The organism is Enterobacter sp. DN (assembly GCF_046054285.1).
GTDB classification, from domain to species: domain Bacteria; phylum Pseudomonadota; class Gammaproteobacteria; order Enterobacterales; family Enterobacteriaceae; genus Enterobacter; species Enterobacter hormaechei_C.
The window spans coordinates 1-21,725 of record NZ_JBJJTG010000008.1 but is presented as its reverse complement, the minus strand read 5'-3'; the positions used below and the strand labels follow the sequence as shown (position 1 = coordinate 21,725).

Annotated in this window: 14 protein-coding genes; 3 read left to right on the top strand and 11 right to left on the bottom strand. The window is 56.6% G+C overall.

Going from position 1 to position 21,725, the window contains the following annotated elements; translation table 11 throughout:
• Positions 1-32: 32 nt before the first annotated feature.
• The 9 genes from ACJTMZ_RS17410 to bcsR all read right to left on the bottom strand — a co-directional run bounded on the left by ACJTMZ_RS17410 (position 33) and on the right by bcsR (position 15,894).
• Positions 33-1,523 carry a pitrilysin family protein gene (locus ACJTMZ_RS17410; protein WP_006808577.1) on the bottom strand — a complete coding sequence of 497 codons (1,491 nt, stop codon included), beginning with the start codon at positions 1,521-1,523 and terminating at the stop codon, positions 33-35.
• A gap of 222 nt (positions 1,524-1,745) precedes the next feature.
• Positions 1,746-3,032, bottom strand: a complete 1,287-nt coding sequence (dctA, locus tag ACJTMZ_RS17405; protein WP_015571524.1) for a C4-dicarboxylate transporter DctC — start codon at positions 3,030-3,032, stop codon at positions 1,746-1,748.
• A gap of 159 nt (positions 3,033-3,191) precedes the next feature.
• A complete protein-coding gene (hmsP, locus tag ACJTMZ_RS17400) occupies positions 3,192-5,198 on the bottom strand; it encodes a biofilm formation regulator HmsP (RefSeq protein ID WP_039269532.1) in 2,007 nt (668 codons plus the stop codon).
• 120 nt (positions 5,199-5,318) lie between these two features.
• Positions 5,319-8,801, bottom strand: coding sequence for a cellulose synthase complex outer membrane protein BcsC (gene bcsC / locus ACJTMZ_RS17395; protein WP_408626966.1), 3,483 nt, complete (start codon positions 8,799-8,801; stop codon positions 5,319-5,321).
• A complete protein-coding gene (gene bcsZ / locus ACJTMZ_RS17390; RefSeq protein ID WP_017384189.1) occupies positions 8,783-9,889 on the bottom strand; it encodes a cellulose synthase complex periplasmic endoglucanase BcsZ in 1,107 nt (368 codons plus the stop codon). Before bcsZ ends, bcsC begins: the two co-directional genes overlap by 19 nt.
• Before the next feature lie 6 nt (positions 9,890-9,895).
• Positions 9,896-12,319: a cellulose biosynthesis cyclic di-GMP-binding regulatory protein BcsB gene (gene bcsB, locus ACJTMZ_RS17385; protein ID WP_126340325.1), complete on the bottom strand. Its 2,424-nt coding sequence runs from the start codon at positions 12,317-12,319 to the stop codon at positions 9,896-9,898.
• A 10-nt stretch (positions 12,320-12,329) separates the two neighbouring features.
• Positions 12,330-14,945, bottom strand: a complete 2,616-nt coding sequence (bcsA, locus tag ACJTMZ_RS17380; protein ID WP_023295581.1) for a UDP-forming cellulose synthase catalytic subunit — start codon at positions 14,943-14,945, stop codon at positions 12,330-12,332.
• Positions 14,942-15,694, bottom strand: coding sequence for a cellulose biosynthesis protein BcsQ (gene bcsQ / locus ACJTMZ_RS17375; RefSeq protein ID WP_003861177.1), 753 nt, complete (start codon positions 15,692-15,694; stop codon positions 14,942-14,944). The genes bcsA and bcsQ overlap by 4 nt, the downstream gene beginning before the upstream one ends.
• 11 nt (positions 15,695-15,705) lie before the next feature.
• A complete protein-coding gene (bcsR, locus tag ACJTMZ_RS17370) occupies positions 15,706-15,894 on the bottom strand; it encodes a cellulose biosynthesis protein BcsR (RefSeq protein ID WP_003861175.1) in 189 nt (62 codons plus the stop codon).
• 174 nt (positions 15,895-16,068) lie between these two features.
• Here bcsR and bcsE point away from each other — a divergent pair, with 174 nt between their 5' ends.
• Genes bcsE through bcsG form a run of 3 tightly spaced genes read left to right on the top strand, consistent with a single transcriptional unit; the run spans position 16,069 to position 19,494 of the window.
• On the top strand, positions 16,069-17,631 hold the full coding sequence (gene bcsE / locus ACJTMZ_RS17365; RefSeq protein WP_017384192.1) for a cellulose biosynthesis c-di-GMP-binding protein BcsE: 1,563 nt from the start codon (positions 16,069-16,071) through the stop codon (positions 17,629-17,631).
• Positions 17,628-17,822, top strand: a complete 195-nt coding sequence (gene bcsF, locus ACJTMZ_RS17360) for a cellulose biosynthesis protein BcsF (RefSeq protein ID WP_006808586.1) — start codon at positions 17,628-17,630, stop codon at positions 17,820-17,822. The genes bcsE and bcsF overlap by 4 nt, the downstream gene beginning before the upstream one ends.
• On the top strand, positions 17,815-19,494 hold the full coding sequence (gene bcsG, locus ACJTMZ_RS17355; protein WP_408626965.1) for a cellulose biosynthesis protein BcsG: 1,680 nt from the start codon (positions 17,815-17,817) through the stop codon (positions 19,492-19,494). Before bcsF ends, bcsG begins: the two co-directional genes overlap by 8 nt.
• Before the next feature lie 35 nt (positions 19,495-19,529).
• Here bcsG and birA read toward each other — a convergent pair whose 3' ends face one another.
• Both birA and murB read right to left on the bottom strand, forming a co-directional pair.
• A complete protein-coding gene (gene birA / locus ACJTMZ_RS17350; protein ID WP_017384195.1) occupies positions 19,530-20,492 on the bottom strand; it encodes a bifunctional biotin--[acetyl-CoA-carboxylase] ligase/biotin operon repressor BirA in 963 nt (320 codons plus the stop codon).
• Entirely contained in the window at positions 20,489-21,517 is a 1,029-nt protein-coding gene (gene murB, locus ACJTMZ_RS17345; RefSeq protein WP_015571532.1) for a UDP-N-acetylmuramate dehydrogenase, read from the bottom strand. The genes birA and murB overlap by 4 nt, the downstream gene beginning before the upstream one ends.
• Positions 21,518-21,725: the final 208 nt, after the last annotated feature.

The following is a 21,725-nucleotide window of genomic DNA, read 5'->3' as shown; positions in this document are numbered from 1 at the left end:
CCCTCTCCCTCAGGGCTGAGGGAACGCAGAGCTTACTGGCCCTGCGGAATATCGCTCGCATCCTGGTGTAAATCATCGGCTGCCGTTTGCGCTGGCTGCGGCGGCGTCGCCATGATGGCGTTCCAGGTGGCCTTCAACTCTTTCATGTCATATTCCGGCTCACCTTTCGGCTGCAACAGAATCAACGCCATATCCTGCGACAGCTGCTGACGCAGATCCTGATTCAGCATCTCCACGGTCAGACCGTTCAGGAAGTCCTGACGGAGTTTCTGATACTGCTCCGGCGCGATATCCACCACCTGATTCTGCAAGGAGCGAATGCGCTGGCTGATTAAGATATCGGTATCGGCGCGGGCATAGGTGGCGAACAGTTTCTGCAATTCGAGGGATTTCTGCGCCACCAGCGCGTTAAACTCCTCTTCAGACAGGCCCTCTTTCCGCACTTTAGCCAACTCTTTCGCCACCACGCCGAGATTGGCATTCAGCTTATCACCCGGCGATTCCACGTTAATGGCGCACTGGGCGCGCTGGAACAGCACACGGCAGTCAAATCCCAGGCCAATATCTTTCACGTTGTTCTTGCTGAGCGTCTGCTGAACGTGCCAGAACAGCGCTTCACGCGCGAGATCCGCACGCCAGTAACGCAACAGCGCAGAAGACTCGCGGATCGGCTGCCAGGCCGTATCCCACATCATTGAAAGACGATCCTGACGCACGGTATCCGTCATGATGCTGACCGTCTCAGGACGCAGCGGGGACAAGGTAGGAACAGGGGCGGGCGTTTCACGCTTCCCTTTCAGATCGCCAAATGCTTTGTTGATCTGTTCTATCACCGCACGGCTGTCCACGTTGCCCACCACAATCAGGGTCATGGCATCCGGGGTGTACCACTGCTGGTAGAAAGATTTCACCTGCGCGGCATCAACCGGCTGTTTCAGCGGCTCTGCCGGGTCGTGGCCAAGCAGCGTTGACCCTTTCAGGCGGTAGCGCCACCAGCCTTCTTTGGTATCCGTCGGCCAGGTCGCCACCATGTCGCTGTTGCTCAACGCATAGTTAACGGTCTCAGGCGTAATCGCCAGTTTGCCGGTGGCATCCGAAAGATAGGTCAGTGCTTCTTTAAGCAGATCGTTACGGTTGTTGGGCAGGCTCAGGTTAAACATGGTGTAGTCATAGGAGACCACAGCCGGGGGCAGCGGGCGTTTCGGATCGATGGCCTGTTGCCATAAAGAACGCACCTGAACCGCCTGCAAACTGCCGCTCTGGGTGAGCGCCAGTCGAGGAATAAAGTGGCTTAAGCCGGTCTGCTGGGTGCTTTCAGTGAGGGAGCCGGTATTCACAGAAAGACGGATTTCAATGCGATCGCTCGGACGTTGCGGAGTGGATAATACCTGCCACTGGAAACCGTTCGCCAGTGTTCCTTGTTGCCAGGCCGGGTCTGGCTGGAGCGCATCTGCCTGCACATAACTGGCTGCTGCCATCATCAGCAAACCGCCGGTTAAGAGTCGAATTTTTGTGCCCTGCATGTGAACCCCTGATCAACATTCCTGGTTAAAGAGAGTGTCTCGCGACGTGAGCACTCAAAGATGACGATGAAAACCTTCCGATTAGACAGCGTGTTCGGCTAAACGTCACGGGCGGAAGTGAAATATACCCAAAAAAAACCTTGTCGAATTATGACAGGTATGAACGGTTATTATGCGCAGGTGCCCGCATCCCCACAAGGGAATACGGGCATTTATGAGGGATTAAGAGGATAAACCGGGGGTTTTGTCCTCAGATGTGCGGTTATTCAGCGTATCGTTAAGCTTCTTGTGATCCAGCTCTTTCACCCACTTCGCCACCACAATCGTCGCCACGCCATTGCCGACCAGGTTGGTTAACGCACGGGCTTCAGACATAAAGCGGTCAATACCGAGGATCAGGGCCAGGCCCGCCACCGGCAGATGGCCCACCGCCGAAATGGTGGCCGCCAGCACGATAAATCCGCTGCCCGTTACGCCCGCCGCCCCTTTTGAAGAGAGCAGAAGCACCACCAGCAGCGTAATCTGATGGAAGATATCCATGTGGCTGTTAGTGGCCTGGGCAATAAAGACCGCCGCCATCGTCAGGTATATCGAGGTGCCGTCCAGGTTAAAGGAGTAGCCCGTAGGAATAACCAGCCCCACCACTGACTTACGGCAGCCCAGCTTTTCCATTTTATCGAGCATACGCGGCAGCGCGGACTCCGAAGAGGATGTGCCGAGGACAATCAGCAGCTCTTCACGAATGTAACGGATAAATTTGAAGATGCTGAAGCCGGTCGCACGGGCGATGGAGCCGAGCACCACCACCACAAACAGAATACAGGTGATGTAGAAACAGACGATCAGCTGGCCAAGCTGTACCAGCGTGCCGACGCCATATTTCCCGATGGTGAAGGCCATCGCGCCAAAGGCGCCAATCGGGGCCAGACGCATGATCATGTTGATGATGCCGAAGATCACCTGCGAGAAGCTTTCAATGACGTTAAAAATCAGCTGGCCTTTGCTGCCAAGACGGTGCAGGGCAAAGCCAAACAGCACGGCAAACAGCAGCACCTGGAGGATGTTTCCGCTGGCGAACGCGCCGATCACGCTGCTCGGGATCACGTCCAGCAGGAAGGCAACAATCCCCTGATCTTTCGCCTGTTCAGCGTAAACCGCCACCGCTTTCGCATCCAGCGTGGCCGGGTCAACGTTCATGCCCGCGCCAGGCTGTACCACGTTGACAATTATCAGGCCGATAATCAGCGCGATGGTACTGACAATCTCGAAGTACAGCAGGGCAACTGCCCCCGTACGCCCGACCGCCTTCATGCTTTCCATGCCAGCAATACCGGTCACCACGGTACAGAAAATGACCGGCGCGATGATCATTTTGATGAGCTTAACGAACGCGTCGCCAAGCGGTTTCATCTGCGCGCCCAGCTCCGGGTAGTAGTGACCAAGCAGAATACCGATGGCGATGGCTGTCAGGACCTGGAAGTAAAGACTTTTGAAGAGTGAGGTTTTCATAGGGTGTCCCTGGAAAGAAAAACTACAGGCTTTGTAAGGTTATGGTTAACCTGCGGCTTTAAAATAACACCCACATAACAGGACAGAAATAAACGGGGTTCAAATTTGAAACACAAATGTTAAGAACTTTGAGCTGGCTCGCACAAGCCAGCAACAAAATTACACTTTTGCGTTATTGCCAGCGTCGGCGAGATAGCGTTGCTCAAAGATATCCGTCGGCACGGCGCGATCAAACAGGAAGCCTTGTCCACTCTCCACGCCCGCCGCAGCCAGCCACTCACGCTGGGCGTCGGTTTCAATTCCCTCGGCAATTACGTGCAGATTCAGGCTGTGCGCCATCTGAATAATGGCCTGTACCAGGCTGCAATCCTCCGGCAGCCCATCCACAAAGGTTTTGTCGATTTTGAGGACGTCCACCGGCAACGTTTTCATGTGCTGGAGCTGACGCAGGCCGGAATACCCCATACCAAAATCGTCCAGCGCAATGCGGATCCCGGCATTACGCAGCGGTTTCAGAATGGCGACAGCGTCGTCAGGATTGTCGATACAACGGCTCTCGGTGACTTCCAGGATCAACGTGTGGGGCTGGATGCGGTAGCGGTGGATCAACTCGAGCATCTCCGGCACCATGGTCGGGTGCATCAGCTGTAGCGCAGAGAGATTCACCGACAGCGGCAGCGTGATGCCCCGTTGTTGCCAGGCCGCAAGCTGGCGGCAAGACTCTTCCAGCACCCAGTAGCCGACGGTGACCATCAGGCCGCAGGACTCGATACGTTCGATCATCCCCTCAGGCAGCTCCCACGTGCCGTCCGGCTGTTGCATACGCAGCAACGCTTCGGCGCTGGTCACTTCCCCCGTGCGCAAATTGACCTGCGGCTGTAGCCAGAGCGCAAACTGGCGATTGTCCATCGCCGTCAGAATGTCGCTCTCTTCCGTCAGGCGCTGCTGGGCTTTTTCCATCTGCTCCGGATCAAAGAACTGGATCTGGTTTTTGCCTTTCCGGCGCGCGGTGAACGCGGCCGAGAAGGCCCGACGATAAAGCTGCTCGGCGGTCAGCCCCCCGTAGTACATCGCAATACCGATGCTGGCGCTCGGGCGAAGCTGGATACCCTGAATGGGCAGCCGCTCATTAATGACAGTGAGTACTTGCTGACCTAGCGTAATGGCGTGCCACGGCTCTTTAACACCGTGCGCGATCACCACCAGGTCATAGCCGCTGACCTGGGTGAGCACCATGCGCGGCGCCAGAACAGATTTCACCTTTTCCACCAGCGTCAGCAACAGCATCTCGCGCTGGCTTTCTTTCAGCACGCCCGCCGTGTCCTGCAAGGTTTCGCAGGCAATCACCATTAGCGCGGTGGTCTGCTGGCGGGCGACGGTCTGCTCCAGCAAGGCCATTAAAAACGCTTTGTTTGGCAGATCGGATACCGGAAAACGGGTGGCGTTGCTACTGAGCTCTTCCTGCTGACGCAGTACACGCTGCTGGTTGATATTGTAACTCCGGACCAGCATGCCAATTTCATCGTCGTGATGCAGGCGCGGCAAGGGAAGCTGATGCCCCATGTGCTCCTGTGGAGAGAGGTCGTTCAGCTCCCGGGCTATGCGGCGCAACGGATGCACAATTAACCGGTTGATACACCACGTCAGCGCCACGCTCAGCATTAGTGTCAAAAGTAAGTAAGTAGTCACTAACGTAGCAACCCAACTCATGACGAATTTATACATGCGGTACGAGTCGGCCTGTAGCACCAGGTAGGCCAGCGGCTGCGGGTTAGCCGGTCTTTCCAGGGAATAGAGAGGCAGGGAAATTTGCACCGGCAGTTCAAACAGGCGCATCACCATCATCGGGACGGGACGCTCCGGGATAAAACTCATCCGCAGCGCCTGGAACTGGTTCGGCAGCACGACATCCGCGCGGCTCACGATACCGGCGGGCTGAATGCGCTTCAGGATGGATTCCGCCTCGGGGATATCCCCTTTCAGGATCGAGGCTGACAGGGGTTCCCGCACCGAGCGGGCAATACTTTCCAGTTGCGAAGCCGTGTTATAGCGATTCTGCTGTACGGAGTGAAACAGCAAAATGACGCAGAAGATGAAGACAAACAGCATTGTGACGGCAGACACCATCGCCATCTGTTTGATCGTTAAGGAACGGCTGACACGCAAAATGACTCTCCACAAAACTCGAAGCGCAGGGCGCACCAGGGTGTAAACCTGGTGCGCCCGAGTATACCCGATAGCTGCACTTTTTAGAGAGACTTACAATTAGATTAAGAAAAAATCCGATCACCAGTCTGCATAAGGCACCAGCGGTTCCGGTGGTAAGTCCATATCACCCTGCCAGCCCGCGGCAGAATACCGAACGTAGAGCAGCGCATGGCTCGGGGTATAGTCTTTTGCTTCCTGAATATCGACGCCCAGACCGACAAACCAGTTGGACGTCACGCGGCGTTCAACAATCGCCCTTGCGGTATAACCCGTCCCTGACGAGCTACTTCCGGTTTCCATCACACCTTTATCGGTATAACGGCCTGGCTCATTGTCCGGGATCAGCCCCTGTAACGGATAACGCATCACATCTTTTGTTTTTGAATGAGACCAGGAGACGGAGCCGCCCAGCTCCCATGACCAGTTCTCTGTGCGTTTACGCCAGTTCACCGGTAAGGCGAACGACACATACTCCTGGGGACTGTAGTAACCGCCCTGGCCCAGCGAATAGCCACTTAAATCCTTATCGTAATGCCAGAGCATGTTGGACACGCCCACCGTCAGGCGTTCGTTGTTCTGATTGATGAGCTTGTAGTAATAGCCGGTCATCCAGCGGACGCGCCAGTTATCTTCGACATTCTTCCCGGTGAGGCTGTCGGCACTCAGGCTTGACCAGATCCCGTTAGCTTCGCCTTTGTCGTAGCTCATGCTCACGCCGCCACCGGTGGCACGCACGCCGCCCCAGGTGGTGTCGGTATTGGGATCTTTTTGCCCGGCGAAGGCCAGCACCGAGCTGGAAATCGGACGGCGATGGGCGTTCAGGGTGTAGCCAATCGGCCCTAAATCGTTGCTATAGCTCAGGCTGCCCACCACATCGACCACGTCGAAGCCCATCGGCGTTGTACCGATATCCCACGCCCAGGTTTTGTTCTGCCAGCCGACGGCCACGCTGGCGCCGTTGGCCGACTGGTTTGTGCTACCGCGACATGGCGTTTCGGCGCAGGTACCCCATGTCGGATCGTAGGTTCCGTTATCGGTGGCAAAGGAACCGGCGTTCATATTGACCAGATCGCTACGGAAGAACATACGTCCATCCGACAGCGGCGCATCAACCTGGAGCATGGTGGTGTGCGCTTTCAGGTCGGAATAGCCCCCCGTGCCGCTGGACCCCCAGTAGTCGTGTTGCAGCGTGACGTTCAGATCCTGCTGACGATAAAGATCGCCTGCATCGCTGCGCACGCCGCGCTTCAGCCAGTCATCTTTCTCATCGTTACGCGTGAGCCGCGTAAAGCTGTCGTTATCGGTCGGACGGGTCGTTGTGATGCCCGATGAGACCATCGCATCTTTCCAGGTGTCCAGCGCCTGCTGAGGCTGACCATTTTGTGCCTGGAAACGGGCGGCATCGCGCATCACCAGCGCACTTTCCATCGAAGGCGGCTGCGATTTGGCCTGCGCAAGAATGGCGTTGAAGGTCTTTTCTGCCGCGGCATGATCACCCAGGCCAGCCTGCGCCATGGCAAGCCGGCGCTGCATATTGATGGAGAGCGGTTCGCCGTTCTGTGCCGCGGGCAGTTTCGCCAGCGCCGCGCGCGCCGCGTCCTTGTTGTCCTGGGCAAGATAGACCTCGGTCAGGCCGAGGATCGCGTCTTCGTTCTGCGGTTCGCGTTGCAGGACGGTGTTGTAGGCGGTTTTCGCGGCCTCATGATCGCCACGCTGTTCAGCCCAGTCCGCCAGCGTCAGGTCGATACGGGTGGACGGAGGCTGCTGGCGAAGCAACGTTTCCGCCTCCTGCTCTTTTCCACTGTCGCGCAGGCGGTTGGCGGTTTCCAGCACCTGGTTACTTTGCAGGCGGTCCGCCAGCGCCTGAATGTTGCCGTTCCACTTGTCGCGCGGCAGCGTGTTCAGATGCGCCAGCGCCGCCCGGTCCTGATCGTTACCGGACAGGTACAGCCCGCTGGCGTAAACCTGATCCGGATCGCCCGGTTTCTGGCTTGCCAGCTGACGCATCAGGTTATCCGCCTGGCTGCGCTGACCCGCGCTATACAGATCGCGTGACAGTCGGTAGGTGATCCACACGTCGCCCGGGGAAAGCGCAAGGCGTCGGCGCTGAATTTCTGCGGCCTGCGCATATTTCCCCTCGCTTTCCAGCTGTTCGGCCTGGGCTGACAGCTGCTCGTTCGTCAGGCTACGTTCAATATCATCAATACTGCGGCGCTGGCTGGCAGAGAGCGACTGAATAAACTGCGTCGCCTTCTCCGGAGACTGCGCACGATAAATATTGGCGAGACCGCGTACCGCGTTGCTGTTGCCGCTGTCCATCCGCAACGCCTGGCGGTAATAGCGCTCGGCCGCGTCGTTATCTTTGCGCGCCGCCGCCGCATCACCGAGGCCCAGAACCGCGTAGCTGTCGGTATTGTCGATATTGCGCGCCTGCTGGTAATAGCGTTCGGCCTGGGCCGTATTGTTGGCTTTCAGGGCGTTATCCCCCTGCTGGATCAGCAGCCAGTATCGGTTGACCTTCAGCAGGCTGTCCCATTTGCCCCGGTTATCGCTCTGCGGATCGAGGGCGATCGCCTTTTCAAACTGCGCAACCGCACGCGCGCGATCGCCTTTCTGAGAATAGGCCTGCCCCAGCGCGCCTACGGCTTCACTGTCGGCGTGGTTGGCGCTGACTGCTTTTTGCAACTCCGTTACCGCTTTACTGCCCTGCCCGGCATCCACTGCGGCTAACCCTTCGGCTTTGGCGCGGAACGCCGGATCGGCAAGCTGTTTTTGCTGCGCTTCAAGCTGGGCGCGCGCCGCCGTCACGTTATCGCCATCGCTGAACACGCTCAGGTATTGTTGCAGCGCGGTAACGCTGGCGCTGCTGGCCGGCTGATCTTTGATCTGCTGGTACCACATGTCCGACGCCTGACTGCGGCCATTGTTCGATTTGGCCATCTCCTGTAACACCGCAAACCCTTCATCACGCCGTCCGCTCTGGAACAAAAGCTGTGCCAGCGAGGACTGTAGCGGGACGTTACCCGGACTGCTGGCGTTTATTTTCTTAAGCTGATTAATGGCCTGGTTGCGGCGGGCTGGCTCTTTCGCCACCACGTTCCAGTACTCCGTCGCGATGTCGCCACTGGGCGGCTTACCGACAAACAGTTTGTCATACGCGGCAATGGCTTCCTGGGTGTGCCCGGTGGTGGCAAGCAGGCGAGCCTGCTGGAGGGCCTGGCGACCATCCGGCGTGGAGAGCAGCATGGTAGTACGGGAGGACTGATAGGCACTGGAATCGGGCGCCATTCCTTTCAGGCGATCCAGCTCTTTTTGCGCGCCCGCCGTATCGCCCTGTCGTAACAGGTAGCGGAAGCGCGCGGCAATCACGTCCGGGTTGTTGGGGTCGATCAGCTCAAGGCGATAGAGCGACTGGCGCACTAAATCCTCACGCTGGGTGGATTCCCCCAGACGGACCTGTTCCAGCAGCTGTCTCTGCTGCGGGGAGTTGGCGGCCTGGGCCAGGGGCATTAGCGCCAGGCCAAGCGATAAGGTGAGTAGATTCAGTGTGAACGTGCGCATTCCTGGCCCCAGTCCGGTAGTAATTCACCTTGCACGGTGAAACGAAAACGATGCTGATCCCACCCTTGTCCAAAGAGGGTCAGAACGTAGCTGTAATAAGCATTGTTATCGGGAAAACGATCGGCGACGTGCTGGCGTTGCACCGCTTGCGCGTCCCGGTTTTGTAAAAACGGAAGGAGGGAGGCAGAAAACCCTACCGGCCCATCTCCGGTGCGTTTCCCGGTCGCGACGTCCACTTTCTCCGGCGGCAAGCCTTGTTTGATTGTGGTGGTCGCCATGGGCTTGAAACGCGCCAGTAGCCGGGCTTTCTGCGGATCGTTATCGTTCATCATCCCTACCCACAGATAGACGCGAATCGCATCGTAGCTGCCGATCAGGGATGCATCCTGCGACAGCTGCCAGCCGCCCTTTTTCTGGTATTTCACCCAGTTCGGGGAAAATCCTTTAGGCGCGGTTTCCAGCAGCAGACGCAGGTTGGTTTCACGGAGCGTCGTCCACGGCGCGCCAAAACGGGTGAAATAGCTCGCAAGTTGCGGCGGCAGGTAGCTGGGGTTGAAGCGCCAGACGCTCTCTTCGGCAAAACCGACTTTACCCGGCAGCAGCATAGAACCCAGCCCCGGCACCTTCACCACTTCCTCACTGGCAATGCGCGTCAACAGCGCCTTACCCGTGCGCGTGTAATCGGGATTTTTCCACAGCCGCCCGGCTTCCAGCAGCGACCAGGCAATCCAGATATCGGCATCAGACGCGGAGTTAGGGTCGATAACCGCCCAGGTTTCGTCGTCCTTTTTCCCCCACAGCCAGGCCGGGAGATGTTGGGTTAAATCTCCCTCGGCAAGGTTATCGCGCGTCCATGCCAGCAGCAGATCGAACGCCTTGCGATCGTTTGCCGCGAGGGCAAAGAACAGTCCGTAGCTTTGCCCTTCGGAGGTGGTGATTTTGCGCGCGTCACTGGGATCAATGACGCGTCCACTTTCGCTCATATAATCCTGCTTGAACGTCTCCCAGGCAGGCCAGCGACAGGCGGCGTGAAGATTCGCCGCCGCCAGCATCAACGCTGCGACTACACACCCGCGAAAGATTTTCATCACCGCTTACTCATGGTCCGGGTTAAGACGACGACGGCTGATGATTCGCAGCAGACGCCACAGTACCCACGCCAGCAGTACAACGCTGAGCGCAGCCAGCACGGCCAGCAGCACCGGGTGGTTAGACAGGGCGTACCACAGGCGTTCGAACCACGGCAGATGACCGACGTAGTAGACATCCCCCACGCGCAGGCTGTTTACCCCCGACTCACGGATCACCGAGACGGAACCGAACATTGCCGCCCGTTTACCGCTGTCGTTCATGGCCGTATTGAGTAGCTCATACCCGCGCGGGCTGTCCGCCAGCAGGGCGATAACGCTGCGCTGGTCGTTGTACGGCGACTGGAAGCCGACAATCGCGGCCATCGGACCCGTTGAGCTTACGGTCGTCCTGATATTGGCCTGACGATCGCCGCTGTCCGGCATGATGCTCGGGAACTCGGTCTGACGCAGCGGCGTGTTAACCCACGACTGAGCCGCCTGCACCAGCAGATCGACGCGCTTCTCGTCTTTCAGCTTGTCCGGAATGTTGCCGATGACCATGATATCGGCATCTTTGTTCTGGATCTGGCTCCCGTCATCCGTCACCGTCACGTTGATAGCCGGCAAGCCAGTTTGCGCCCCGACGGTGCCCATGGTGTCCAGCAGCGTAGTAACCTGGCCTTCGTTGGCCGCTTTTGGCATCACGACAATTGATTCGGAGAGGTCTGCCATGCGGCTGAACGGGAAGCTGGCGTTAGCAAAGGCACGCAGATCCGGCATCGCAATAAAGTGGTAATACTTCGAGAAGTCGATCGTGGAGTCGTCACCAATCACCACGTGGTTTTGCACCGGCTGGAAGGTAATGCAGTTTTCCACCGATCCTCCCGGCATGGGGTTCATATACTGGAAGTTAAACCGCAGCTGGTTTACCGCACCAAGCTTCAGCGCCGGAATCGACACATCGGTTTTGCCGTCCAGCAGCCCCTGCAATACAGGCAGACGAAGCATTAACCGGTTTGTCTCCTGGCTGCTGGTCAGGCTGAACGATTGCAGGAACTGGTTGTTGAGGCTGATATCCATGCGCGAGCTGTCTTTGGTTGCCGGCGCGGTGTAACGGTAGTTCAGGTTGATATCAATGCCGTTAGTGCGCAGCAGATAGAGATCCGGCGGCAGGTTCAGCGACAGGCTGACAGGAGAAGGTTCAAGCCCGGTTGACTGCAATTGCTCTTCATAGGTTTTCAGTTCGCCAAAGGTGATGGCCCGGTCGGTACGTACCCAGTTCGGCGCATCATAAGGCTTACGTGCCAGCAGCGGTTTCACCTCGTCCACCACAACGCTGTTACCGCGGAACAGGATATTCCCCTGCGCAATGCCTTTCGCCGCCTGCACCAGATCTTTGTCATCACGGCCGAAGATCACCAACAGCTTCACGTACGGATTGTCCGGATGGCTGATCATCTCGATGGTGGGCGCTTTCACCTCCGGATGGTCACGCAGGAAAGCCGGACGTTTGGTGTTGGTGGCAAACACGATCGCGTTTTTGTCCGGCATTTTGTCGTACATGACCGGGAAACTTTGACCACGCCAGCCGGAGCGGGAACCAAACCAGGATGCCACGATAGAGGCCGCCAGCTGTTCGGTCACATCGGGCGAGCCGGCAAAGACCATCGGCAGGTTCAGCAGACGGTTATCACGCGGGTCGAAGAACGGCACCGGGAAGGCGGAGAGATCGTTTTTCAACGCCAGCGGCTGATAGGTCATCTGAAGCGAAGAGTTACGCCCGACATCCAGCCACAGGGTGCTGCTGGCCGGGTTTTCACAGACATCGCGGTAGTGGCCGACAAACTCCAGACGCACGCGGTTAAAGTCGGTGATAAACAGCGGATTAATCGGCACCTGAGCCAGGGTTTTCTTACCCAGTTGCTCTTTGGTGACGGGCAGGACGTCCATCAGCTCGTCATTCAGATAGACCTTAAGCTGGGACTGCACCGGCAGCAGCGACGGCGATGGGGTGTATTCCAGGTTGAGCATCGCTTTCGACACGACTTCATCGCTGCGCATACCGAATTCGATACCGCCATTTGGGTTGATGCCGCGCAGAACCATGCTGCCCGGAGGAGGCGCGATCTGGGCAAACGTCAGCTTAACGTCACGCGACGGCGTATTTTCGGCAACCACCGGCGCACTGGCTCCCGGCACGCCAGGCATGACCTGCCCAACCACCGGGTTGTCGGCGGGCAGCGTATTCCCCGTCGTCGGCTGATTCGGGACAACGTTCTCCGTCTGCCCCGGCGCGGCCGTCACAACCGGATCGGTCGCTTGCGCGACGACAGGCACCGTTGGCGCGGGCGTGGTCGCTGCGTTATCAGGCGCTGCGTTAGCCACTGTTGCAGGGAGCGCACTCATCCCCATTGCCACTGCACATAACCAGGAAAGTTTTGTTTTCATCGCGTTATCATCATTGTTGAGCCATAACCGGGTCCGCCTGCTTCGCTTCATCTCGCTCAGGTCGACGCGGAATGAACGACACGACCCAGGAAACCAGTGAAGTAAGTGACCGGAAAATTAATTTCACCGACGACGGGGCAAATTCTGCAAGGTGACGATAGCCACGGAACCCCAGCTTAAGAATATCCAGCAGGCTTTCCAGAGGCTTATCCTCAGGGAAGCTGTCCTGCCAGAGAGCCCACGTATCCGCGCGGGCAAACGTACACTGCACAAAATCAATGTGTTGCTTTTTAGTCAGCGGCATCAGTTGCAGACCCACTTCATTTCCTCTCACACGCACCACCTGCGTCGGGAAGACATACTCCTGCTGGCCGCGCTTAAGCAGTAGGTTGACCTTCTGCCCCTCCAGCACCTTCGCCTGACCGTTGATCTTGATACCCAGACCGCCATCCGAAAAGTCATGTACGGTACAGGAGAAGAGATGTCCATCGTCGCGGGCAATGGCCGCTGGCATGCTGATTTCGACGCGATGCGCACGGCGAACCTGTTTGCTCTCCACCGATACCGCCACCGCGCCACCGAGGATAATCAGGTTATAAAACACCCACGCCATACTCACGAAGACCGTCAGAATTTCGTTTTCCGGGCCGTAGAAGTAGCGCCAGATCCCAACAATCACGCCCACAATATTCAGCAGCACCAGGAAGATATAGGGCCGGGAGATCACCCAGTCGACATACTCCTCTTCCACCAGCCCGCCCTTCGCGGTGACGTTGAATTTCCCTTTATGCGGGTTAATCAGCGCCACCATGGTTGGCGGCGCGATGTACCAGGCCAGCACCGTTTCGTAAATTTCACTCCAGAAGGAGTGGCGATATTTCCCCTGAATCTTCGAGTTCGTCAGGCTGGCGTGGATCATGTGCGGCAGAACGAACAGGGCAATCATCAGCGCAGGCGCATAGATGATGTAAGCGTGAAGGAGCAGGAACGCCAGCGGCGCAGTGAGGAAGATAAGCCGTGGAATACCGGACAGGAAGTGGAACATGGCGTTGACGTAGCACAGCCGTTGCGCCAGCTTCAGCCCTTTACCCATCAGCGGGTTATCGAGCCTGAAAATTTGCACCATGCCGCGGGCCCAGCGAATACGCTGGCCGATATGCGCCGACAGGGATTCCGTGGCCAGCCCCGCCGCCTGAGGAATGCGCATGTAGGCGGAGGTATAGCCAAGACGGTGCAGACGCAGCGAGGTGTGCGCATCTTCCGTGACCGTCTCGACGGCGATCCCGCCAATTTCATCCAGCGGTTTCCGGCGGATCACCGCACAGGAGCCGCAGAAGAACGTTGCGTCCCACATGTCGTTCCCGTCCTGCACGAGTCCATAGAACAGCGTGCCCTCGTTCGGGGTTTTACGAAAACGGCCGAGGTTACGTTCAAACGGGTCCGGCGAGAAGAAGTGGTGCGGCGTCTGCATCATCGCCAGCTCTTTCTCCTTCAGGAACCAGCCCATGGTCATTTGCAGGAACGAGCGCGTTGGCACGTGGTCGCAGTCGAAAATAGAGACGAACTCCCCTTTGGCATATTTCAGCGCATTGTTGATGTTACCGGCTTTCGCGTGTTCATGCGTGGTACGGGCGATGTACTCTACCCCCACTTCGTCCGCGAACTGGCGGAACTCGGCACGGCCACCGTCATCGAGGATCCAAATTTTGATTTTATCCTTCGGCCAGTCGATACCCAGCGCGGCGTAAATGGTGTTTTTTACCACCGACAGGTCTTCGTTGTAGGTCGGCACGAAGAGGTCCACCGTAGGCCACTGGGTCGTGTCTTTTGGCAGCGGCACCGGCTGTCTATTTAGCGGCCAGATAACCTGGAAGTAACCCAGCACCAGCACGATCCAGGCGTAAGTCTCAGCAAACAGCAGCACTAAGCCGCACACCAGGCTGACCGGATCGTCCCAGTTCAGCGTTGAGGTATATCGCCACCAGATGTAGCGGCAGGAAACGGTCAGCGATAGCACAATCAGCATCAGGGCAGAAAAACGCCCTGGTATGCGCCGCACCAGCAGCGCCACGCCCCACAGCAGGATCAGGAAGGTGAACTGCGCCAGCGGATTGAAGGGCTGGGTAATACAGACCAGCGCAAGAATCAGCGAGAACACCACAACCACGCCGAGAATAAAACGCCGCAAGCCCGGGTGTAGGTGCCCGAGCTCTTTGTGGTTATCTAAATGACCCGTTTTGTCGCCCACCCGGTCAGGTAGCCGGTCAAGCCACTGGTGGTAGTGTTCACGCAGGTTCTGCACACGATCGAAGCTGCGCCAGCGGGACGTTTTTTTCTCCGCGCCCGTTGAGGTCGTTAGTAGCCAGATGGACTGAATAGCGTAGCGCGCGGGATCCAGCGGACGCGGCTTGTCAGGGTTGATATGCGGATAGAGTTCACCGTGGCGCGCACGAATGCGTTGCCAGCGGGGATGTTCGAGGGGGATGAACATCCACGCCAGAATCATCCACAAACAGCCCAGCGCAGCGCTCAGCGACGAGGCGCCGTGATGACGGTAATGGCGGTAGCGTTCACTTAAGCGCGAACTGACCGGCGGAATGAGCAGCCAGTTAGTCAGGCGGCTCATACTGAACTCCCGGCAGGCTCCGGCCGTTTAGCAAAGTGCAGCAGACACCAGTTTGCCAGCGTCAGGATCTCTTCCGCCGCCAGTGAATCGCTACGGTACTCCCCGAGAGGTTGTTTGGACGCGAGGCACTCCGCCATCGCTTCGTCACGATGGATCACCATCGGCAACAGGCGGCGCTGACTCTGGAGCCAGACCTGGTAGAGATCGTCCTGGATCTGGCTGCCAATGCGCAGATCGTTGATCAGAATATGGGCATTGGCAGGCATCGGCTGCTGATGCAGACGGATATGACAATTCGCATCTACGTTCGCGATGGAGAGCACATGGTCGCACTGCGCCAGCAGCTGGCGGGTCAGCGACGCGGCACCGTGCGGCAGGTCCAGCAGGATCCACTGATAGTGCCCGCTCTCTTTCAGGCTCTGCAATGCGGTGATGAAGCGAGAGAACAGGCGCTGGTACGCGGCTTCATTCCCGCGCTCGGTTTCGGTCAATTGACCAAAGGGAAGCAAATCGAGCTGGGAGGTATAACGCAAACCCGCATCCCGCCAGTCTTTATCGTCCAGAAGCGCGCGTCCCCAGCCGTTTGCATGCGTAAAGTCGACATTGAATGACATGCGCAGCAAATTATCGGAACAGGCATCAATGACCAGTACCGATTCACCTAATACCTGCAATGACCACGCCAGCGCCGCGGTAACGGAAGTTGTACCCACCCCACCACGGACGCCCTGTAATCCTAGTACAGCCATCAATGGCTTCCTTATTGTTGTTGGGCAAACTCAGCTAATAACGGCCAACGTTTAATAGCCGCCGCCAACTGTTCACGCTGGGAAATATCGGTGTAATCTATTTCAGGCAAAGAAAAAGCCTGCGTGAGTGCCAAAAAATCGTTCTGGAATGTGTAACCCAGACTTGAGTCGACTGGGGTTGCGGGTTCGTTATTTTGCATTCTTTTTTCATCCCTTTGAGTAAAATCATAAGATTCAGATGCAGCGAGGCGTCCTGCCCATTAAATTTCATTTACATGCTAAATCTGATGTTCTTTAATTTCAATGTTAGGTTTATTTCTACGCTTTCGCTAGTAAACTGAGAGACATAGAAATTCGACGAAAAGAGGGACACCGTGGACTCCATATTTTCTATTGGCATCCAGTCATTATGGGACGAATTGCGCCACATGCCAGTCGGAGGAGTCTGGTGGGTTAATACGGATCGTAATGAAGATGCCATCAGTCTGGTAAACCAGACGATAGCGGCGCAGGGGAAGGATTCCCGCGTGGCCGTCATTACGATGGGCGAAGAGCCGAAGTCAATCATCAGGCTCGACAGTGACCGTGGGCCCCAGACAGTACGATTATTTTCCATGCCTGCGGAGGCTGACAGTCTATACTTTTTACCCCGCGATATTCAGTGTTCTATTGTTCCTGAGCACTATTTACTGATTCTAAAATGCTCTAATGATGGCCTGCAAAATATACCGTCTGAAAAGCTGCTGAAATGGCTGGGAAGAATCAACAGATGGGCAAAAAATCAAAATTGCACCTTATTGGTTGTTAACCCAGGCAGTAATAATGACAAGCTTTTTTCACTTTTAATGAGTGAATACCGTTCTCTCTATGGCCTGGCCAGTATTCGGGTCCAGACCGACAGCCATCTTTACGACGTGGCTTTCTGGTGCAATGAAAAAGGGGTAAGCTCCCGACAACAACTTACCCTCAAACATGTCGGGGATGAGTGGCATCTTGCTCAACAAGAAGAAACAGTAGTTCAGCCACGCAGTGATGAAAAACGCGTTCTGAGCCATATTGCGGTACTGGAAGGTGCGCCTGCACTGTCTGAGCACTGGTCACTGTTCGATACCAATGAAGCCTTATTTGATGAGGCGCGCACCACGCAGGCGGCGACCATTATCTTCTCGTTGATCCAGAATAACCAAATCGAAACGCTGGCAAGGCACATACACACATTACGTCGCCAGCGCGGCAGTGCGTTAAAAATTGTGGTGCGTGAAAATAATACCAGCCTGCGCGCCACCGATGAGCGCTTATTACTGGGCTGCGGCGCGAATATGGTCATCCCGTGGAATGCTCCCCTGTCGCGCTGTCTGACGCTGATCGAAAGCATCCAGGGCCAGCAGTTTAATCGACATGTTCCGGAAGATATCAGCACCCTGCTTTCAATGACGCAGCCGATGAAACTGCGCGGCTACCAGAAATGGGACACCTTCTGCGATGCGGTGGGCAACATGATGAGCAATACGCTGTTACCGGCAGACGGAAAAGGGGTGATGGTTGCCCTGCGCCCCGTGCCGGGTATTCGCGTTGAGCAGGCGCTCACTCTGTGCCGCCCTAACCGTATCGGGGACATCATGACCATTGGCGATAACCGCCTGGTGCTGTTCCTCTCCTTCTGCCGGGTGAACGATCTGGATACTGCGCTTAACCATATCTTCCCGCTTCCTACCGCGGATATCTTCTCGAACCGCATGGTCTGGTTTGAAGATAACCTGATCGCGGCTGAGCTTGTCCAGATGCGTGCCCTGCCACCTGAAAAGTGGGCCAAACCGTTGCCTGTCACAAGCGGCGCCAAACCGGTTCTGAACGCGAAACATGACGGGCATGTCTGGCGACGGGTACCCGAGCCGCTACGCTTACTGGATGAGAACAAGGAGAGCGCGCCATTATGAATATCAGCGATATCATCCAACTGGTTGTTCTGTGCGCGCTGATTTTTTTGCCGCTTGGCTACTATGCACGCCATTCCCTGCGCCGTATTCGCGATACGGTCAGATTACTGTTCGTCAAACCTCGCTATATTAAACCCGCCGGAACACTGACTCGCGCTCCGAACGTCAAGGCAAACAGAAAACATGACTAATTCTACCTATACCTCTTCGGCGCTATCGCCACTCTGGCAATACTGGCGCGGCCTGTCCGGCTGGAATTTCTACTTTCTGGTGAAGTTTGGTCTGCTGTGGGCAGGCTATCTTAATTTCCACCCTCTGCTTAACCTGGTGTTTATGGCATTCCTGCTGATGCCAATCCCGAACCTCAGGCTGCACCGTATACGTCACTGGGTCGCTATCCCCATCGGTTTCGCCCTGTTCTGGCATGATACCTGGCTGCCCGGCCCTGAAAGCATCATGAGCCAGGGCTCCCAGGTCGCAGGTTTCAGTGCGGACTATATGCTCGATCTGGTTGAGCGCTTTATTAACTGGCAGATGATTGGCGCGGTATTTGTCCTGCTGGTCGCCTGGCTGTTCCTGTCTCAGTGGATCCGGGTGACGGTGTTTGTCGTCGCAATTATGATCTGGCTAAACGTGCTGACGCTGACGGGCCCGAGCTTCTCGCTGTGGCCAGCCGGTCAGCCGACGACAACCGTGACCACCACGGGCGGTTCCGCCGCCGCGACCGTTGCGACAGCAGGGGATACGCCTGTGGTTGGGGATATTCCTGCGCAGACTGCACCGCCGACATCCACTAACCTGAACGCGTGGCTCTCCAGTTTTTACGCTGCGGAAGATAAGCGTCAGACGAAATTCCCGGACGCGCTGCCTGCCGATGCTCAGCCGTTTGAGCTGCTGGTCATTAACATCTGTTCTCTGTCCTGGGCTGACGTTGACGCGGCTGGTTTGATGTCGCACCCGCTGTGGTCGCATTTCGATATTCAGTTTAAGGACTTCAACTCGGCCACGTCGTACAGCGGCCCGGCGGCTATCCGCCTGCTGCGCGCCAGCTGCGGACAGCCTTCGCATAAGAACCTCTACCAGCCGGCAGCTAACCAGTGTTATCTGTTTGATAACCTCGCAAAACTGGGCTTTACCCAGCACCTGATGATGGGCCATAACGGTCAGTTCGGTAACTTCCTGAAAGAAGTGCGTGAACAGGGTGGCATGCAGGCCCCGCTGATGGACCAGAAAGGGCTGCCGGTAACGTTGCTGGGCTTTGATGGCTCGCCGGTGTATGACGATACCGCCGTGCTTCAGCGCTGGTTAGATACCGTCGGCAAAGAGGAAGGGACACGTAGTGCGACGTTCTATAACACGCTGCCGCTGCACGACGGGAACCATTATCCCGGCGTGAGTAAAACGGCCGATTATAAGGCCCGTGCTCAGAAGTTCTTTGACGAGCTGAACGCGTTCTTCAACGAGCTGGAAAAATCAGGTCGCAAAGTGATGGTGGTGGTAGTACCAGAACACGGAGGGGCGCTGAAAGGCGACAGGATGCAGGTGTCTGGTCTGCGCGATATCCCAAGCCCGTCCATCACTAACGTTCCGGCCGGGATTAAGTTCTTTGGCATGGAGGCGCCGCATCAGGGAGCGCCCATTGAAATCACCCAGCCAAGTAGCTATCTGGCTATCTCGGAACTGGTTGCTCGCGCTGTAGACGGTAAGCTGTTTGTGGAAGATAGCGTGAACTGGGATCAGCTCACCAGCGGGCTGCCGCAGACGGCGGAGGTATCGGAAAACGCCAATGCGGTGGTGATCCAGTACCAGAATAAGCCTTATGTCCGACTGAATGCCGGGGATTGGGTGCCGTATCCGCAGTGATGACCTGCTACACCCTCTCCCCTGTGGGGAGAGGGTTACTCCGCACTTCGTAACGAAATTTCACCGCCCACCCAGGGCTTAATCACGCCATCCTGTTCAAGAAGCAACGCGCCCTGCGCGTCAATGCCGCGTGATGTGCCGTAAATCTCTTTATCCCCAATCAGCAGCTTCACCGGTCGGTTAATAAAGTTATCCAGTTTTTCCCAGCGGGACAGGAATGGCGCTAACCCCTCTTGTTCAAAGAGCGTAAGCGAACTACGCAACTCATTGATCATGCGGACGGCAAGCGTATTGCGATCGATGGTGATCCCCGCTTCCTGCAAGTTGGTCCAGGCCTGGTTCACGACATCGTTCTGCACGTTTCGCATCACCATGTTCAGTCCCGCCCCAATGACGATCTGTGCGGCATCGCCTGTTTTTCCCGTCAGTTCAACCAGGATCCCCGCCAGCTTTCGATCGTTGAGATACAGATCGTTGGGCCATTTTACCCGCACCTGATCGGCACCCAGATCGTGCAGCACCTCTGCCATCACAATGCCGATGACCAGGCTCAGCCCGATGGCCGCAGCTGGCCCCTGTTCAAGCCGCCAGTACATGGAAAGGTAGAGGTTGGCGCCAAATGGTGAGAACCACTTACGCCCCCGGCGGCCACGTCCTGCCTGTTGGTACTCGGCAACGCAGGCATCACCGGATTTCAGCTCGCTCAGGCGATCCAGCAGATACTGGTTCGTCGAATCAATGACCGGCAATACCGCGACGTTACCGTGCCCAATCTGGCTGCGGATGACCTCTTCATTCAGTAACTGGATCGGTTCCGGCAGGCTGTAGCCTTTTCCCGGCACCGTAAACACATCCACGCCCCAGTCGCGGAGCGTTTGAATATGCTTATTGATCGCAGCACGGCTCATGCCCAGCTGTTCGCCCAGCTGCTCGCCAGAATGAAACTCGCCATCGGCAAGGATACCGATGAGAGTTAACGGGATAGTATTGTCCTTCACGCAATGGTCTCCACGGCATTCACTTCGCCCGTTCGGCCAATAAAGCGAACTTCAGGCTCCAGCCAGACGTTGAATTTTTCGCCCACGCGCTGGCGAACATGATGCGCCAGGTTGACGATATCCTCACTTGTCGCGTTGGACTGGTTGATCAGTACCAGCGCCTGCTGACGATGAACAGCAGCGCCACCAAGAGTCGTACCTTTTAATTCACACTGATCGATAAGCCAGCCTGCGGCCAGCTTCACGCTACCATCCGCCTGAGGATAATGCGGGGCCGTTGGCCAGCCGGCGAGAAACGCTTTTGCATTTTCGCTGCTGATCACCGGGTTTTTGAAGAAACTACCCGCATTTCCGTTTACTTTCGGGTCCGGGAGCTTGGTCATTCGCATGTGGCATACGGAATCAAATACCTCACGCGGTGTGACGGTAGCCGGGTCGAGACGGGTCAGATCGCCGTATGTCAGAACGGGTTTCCAGGCTTTCGCCAGGCGCAGACCAACGGCCACAATGACGAAACGATCCTGATAGTCGTGCTTGAAAATGCTGTCGCGATAGCCAAAGCGGCACTGCTCTGCGGTCAGGCGCTTCGCCGTTCCGGTCGCGAGTTCGATGCAGTCGACATATTCGCAGACGTGTTTCAGTTCGATGCCGTAGGCACCGATGTTTTGAATAGGAGATGATCCTGCACAGCCCGGGATCAGAGCCAGGTTTTCCAGCCCTGGCATCCCTTTTTCAAGGGTATATTGCACCAGATGGTGCCAGTTCTCGCCAGCACCCACGTGTAAATGCCAGCTGTCAGCGCTCTCTTTACGCTCAATCCCCATGATGCGATTGACGATTACCGTCCCCGCAAAATCATCGAGAAACAGGACATTACTTCCTTCGCCCAGAATAAGTACGGGTTCACCGTTTTCTGTTGCGTTTTGCCATGCATTCAGCAACTGCTGAGCACTGTCGGCACGTACAATTTGATTAGCATTCCGTTGAATACCAAAGGTATTCCAGGGCTTAAGGGAGTGATTCATAGACGCTATCCTGATGCAAAAACCGGGATAGTTTACCGTATATATGGGGGGATAGGTGATTTGTTTATGGAAAGGAAGCAGGTGCAGAAACGCAAAAAGGCCATCCTTCCGGATGGCCTCTTCACTTGTTTGATGCCTGGCAGTTCCCTACTCTCACATGGGGAGACCCCACACTACCATCGGCGCTACGGCGTTTCACTTCTGAGTT

Coding starts and splice junctions, on each gene's coding strand:
- bcsF (WP_006808586.1), top strand. CDS start 17,628: ATGAATATCAGCGATATCATCCAACTGGTTGTTCTGTGCGCGCTGATT.
- ACJTMZ_RS17410 (WP_006808577.1), bottom strand. CDS start 1,523: ATGCAGGGCACAAAAATTCGACTCTTAACCGGCGGTTTGCTGATGATG.
- bcsG (WP_408626965.1), top strand. CDS start 17,815: ATGACTAATTCTACCTATACCTCTTCGGCGCTATCGCCACTCTGGCAA.
- bcsC (WP_408626966.1), bottom strand. CDS start 8,801: ATGCGCACGTTCACACTGAATCTACTCACCTTATCGCTTGGCCTGGCG.
- bcsZ (WP_017384189.1), bottom strand. CDS start 9,889: ATGAAAATCTTTCGCGGGTGTGTAGTCGCAGCGTTGATGCTGGCGGCG.
- bcsR (WP_003861175.1), bottom strand. CDS start 15,894: ATGCAAAATAACGAACCCGCAACCCCAGTCGACTCAAGTCTGGGTTAC.
- bcsB (WP_126340325.1), bottom strand. CDS start 12,319: ATGAAAACAAAACTTTCCTGGTTATGTGCAGTGGCAATGGGGATGAGT.
- bcsQ (WP_003861177.1), bottom strand. CDS start 15,694: ATGGCTGTACTAGGATTACAGGGCGTCCGTGGTGGGGTGGGTACAACT.
- murB (WP_015571532.1), bottom strand. CDS start 21,517: ATGAATCACTCCCTTAAGCCCTGGAATACCTTTGGTATTCAACGGAAT.
- dctA (WP_015571524.1), bottom strand. CDS start 3,032: ATGAAAACCTCACTCTTCAAAAGTCTTTACTTCCAGGTCCTGACAGCC.
- bcsA (WP_023295581.1), bottom strand. CDS start 14,945: ATGAGCCGCCTGACTAACTGGCTGCTCATTCCGCCGGTCAGTTCGCGC.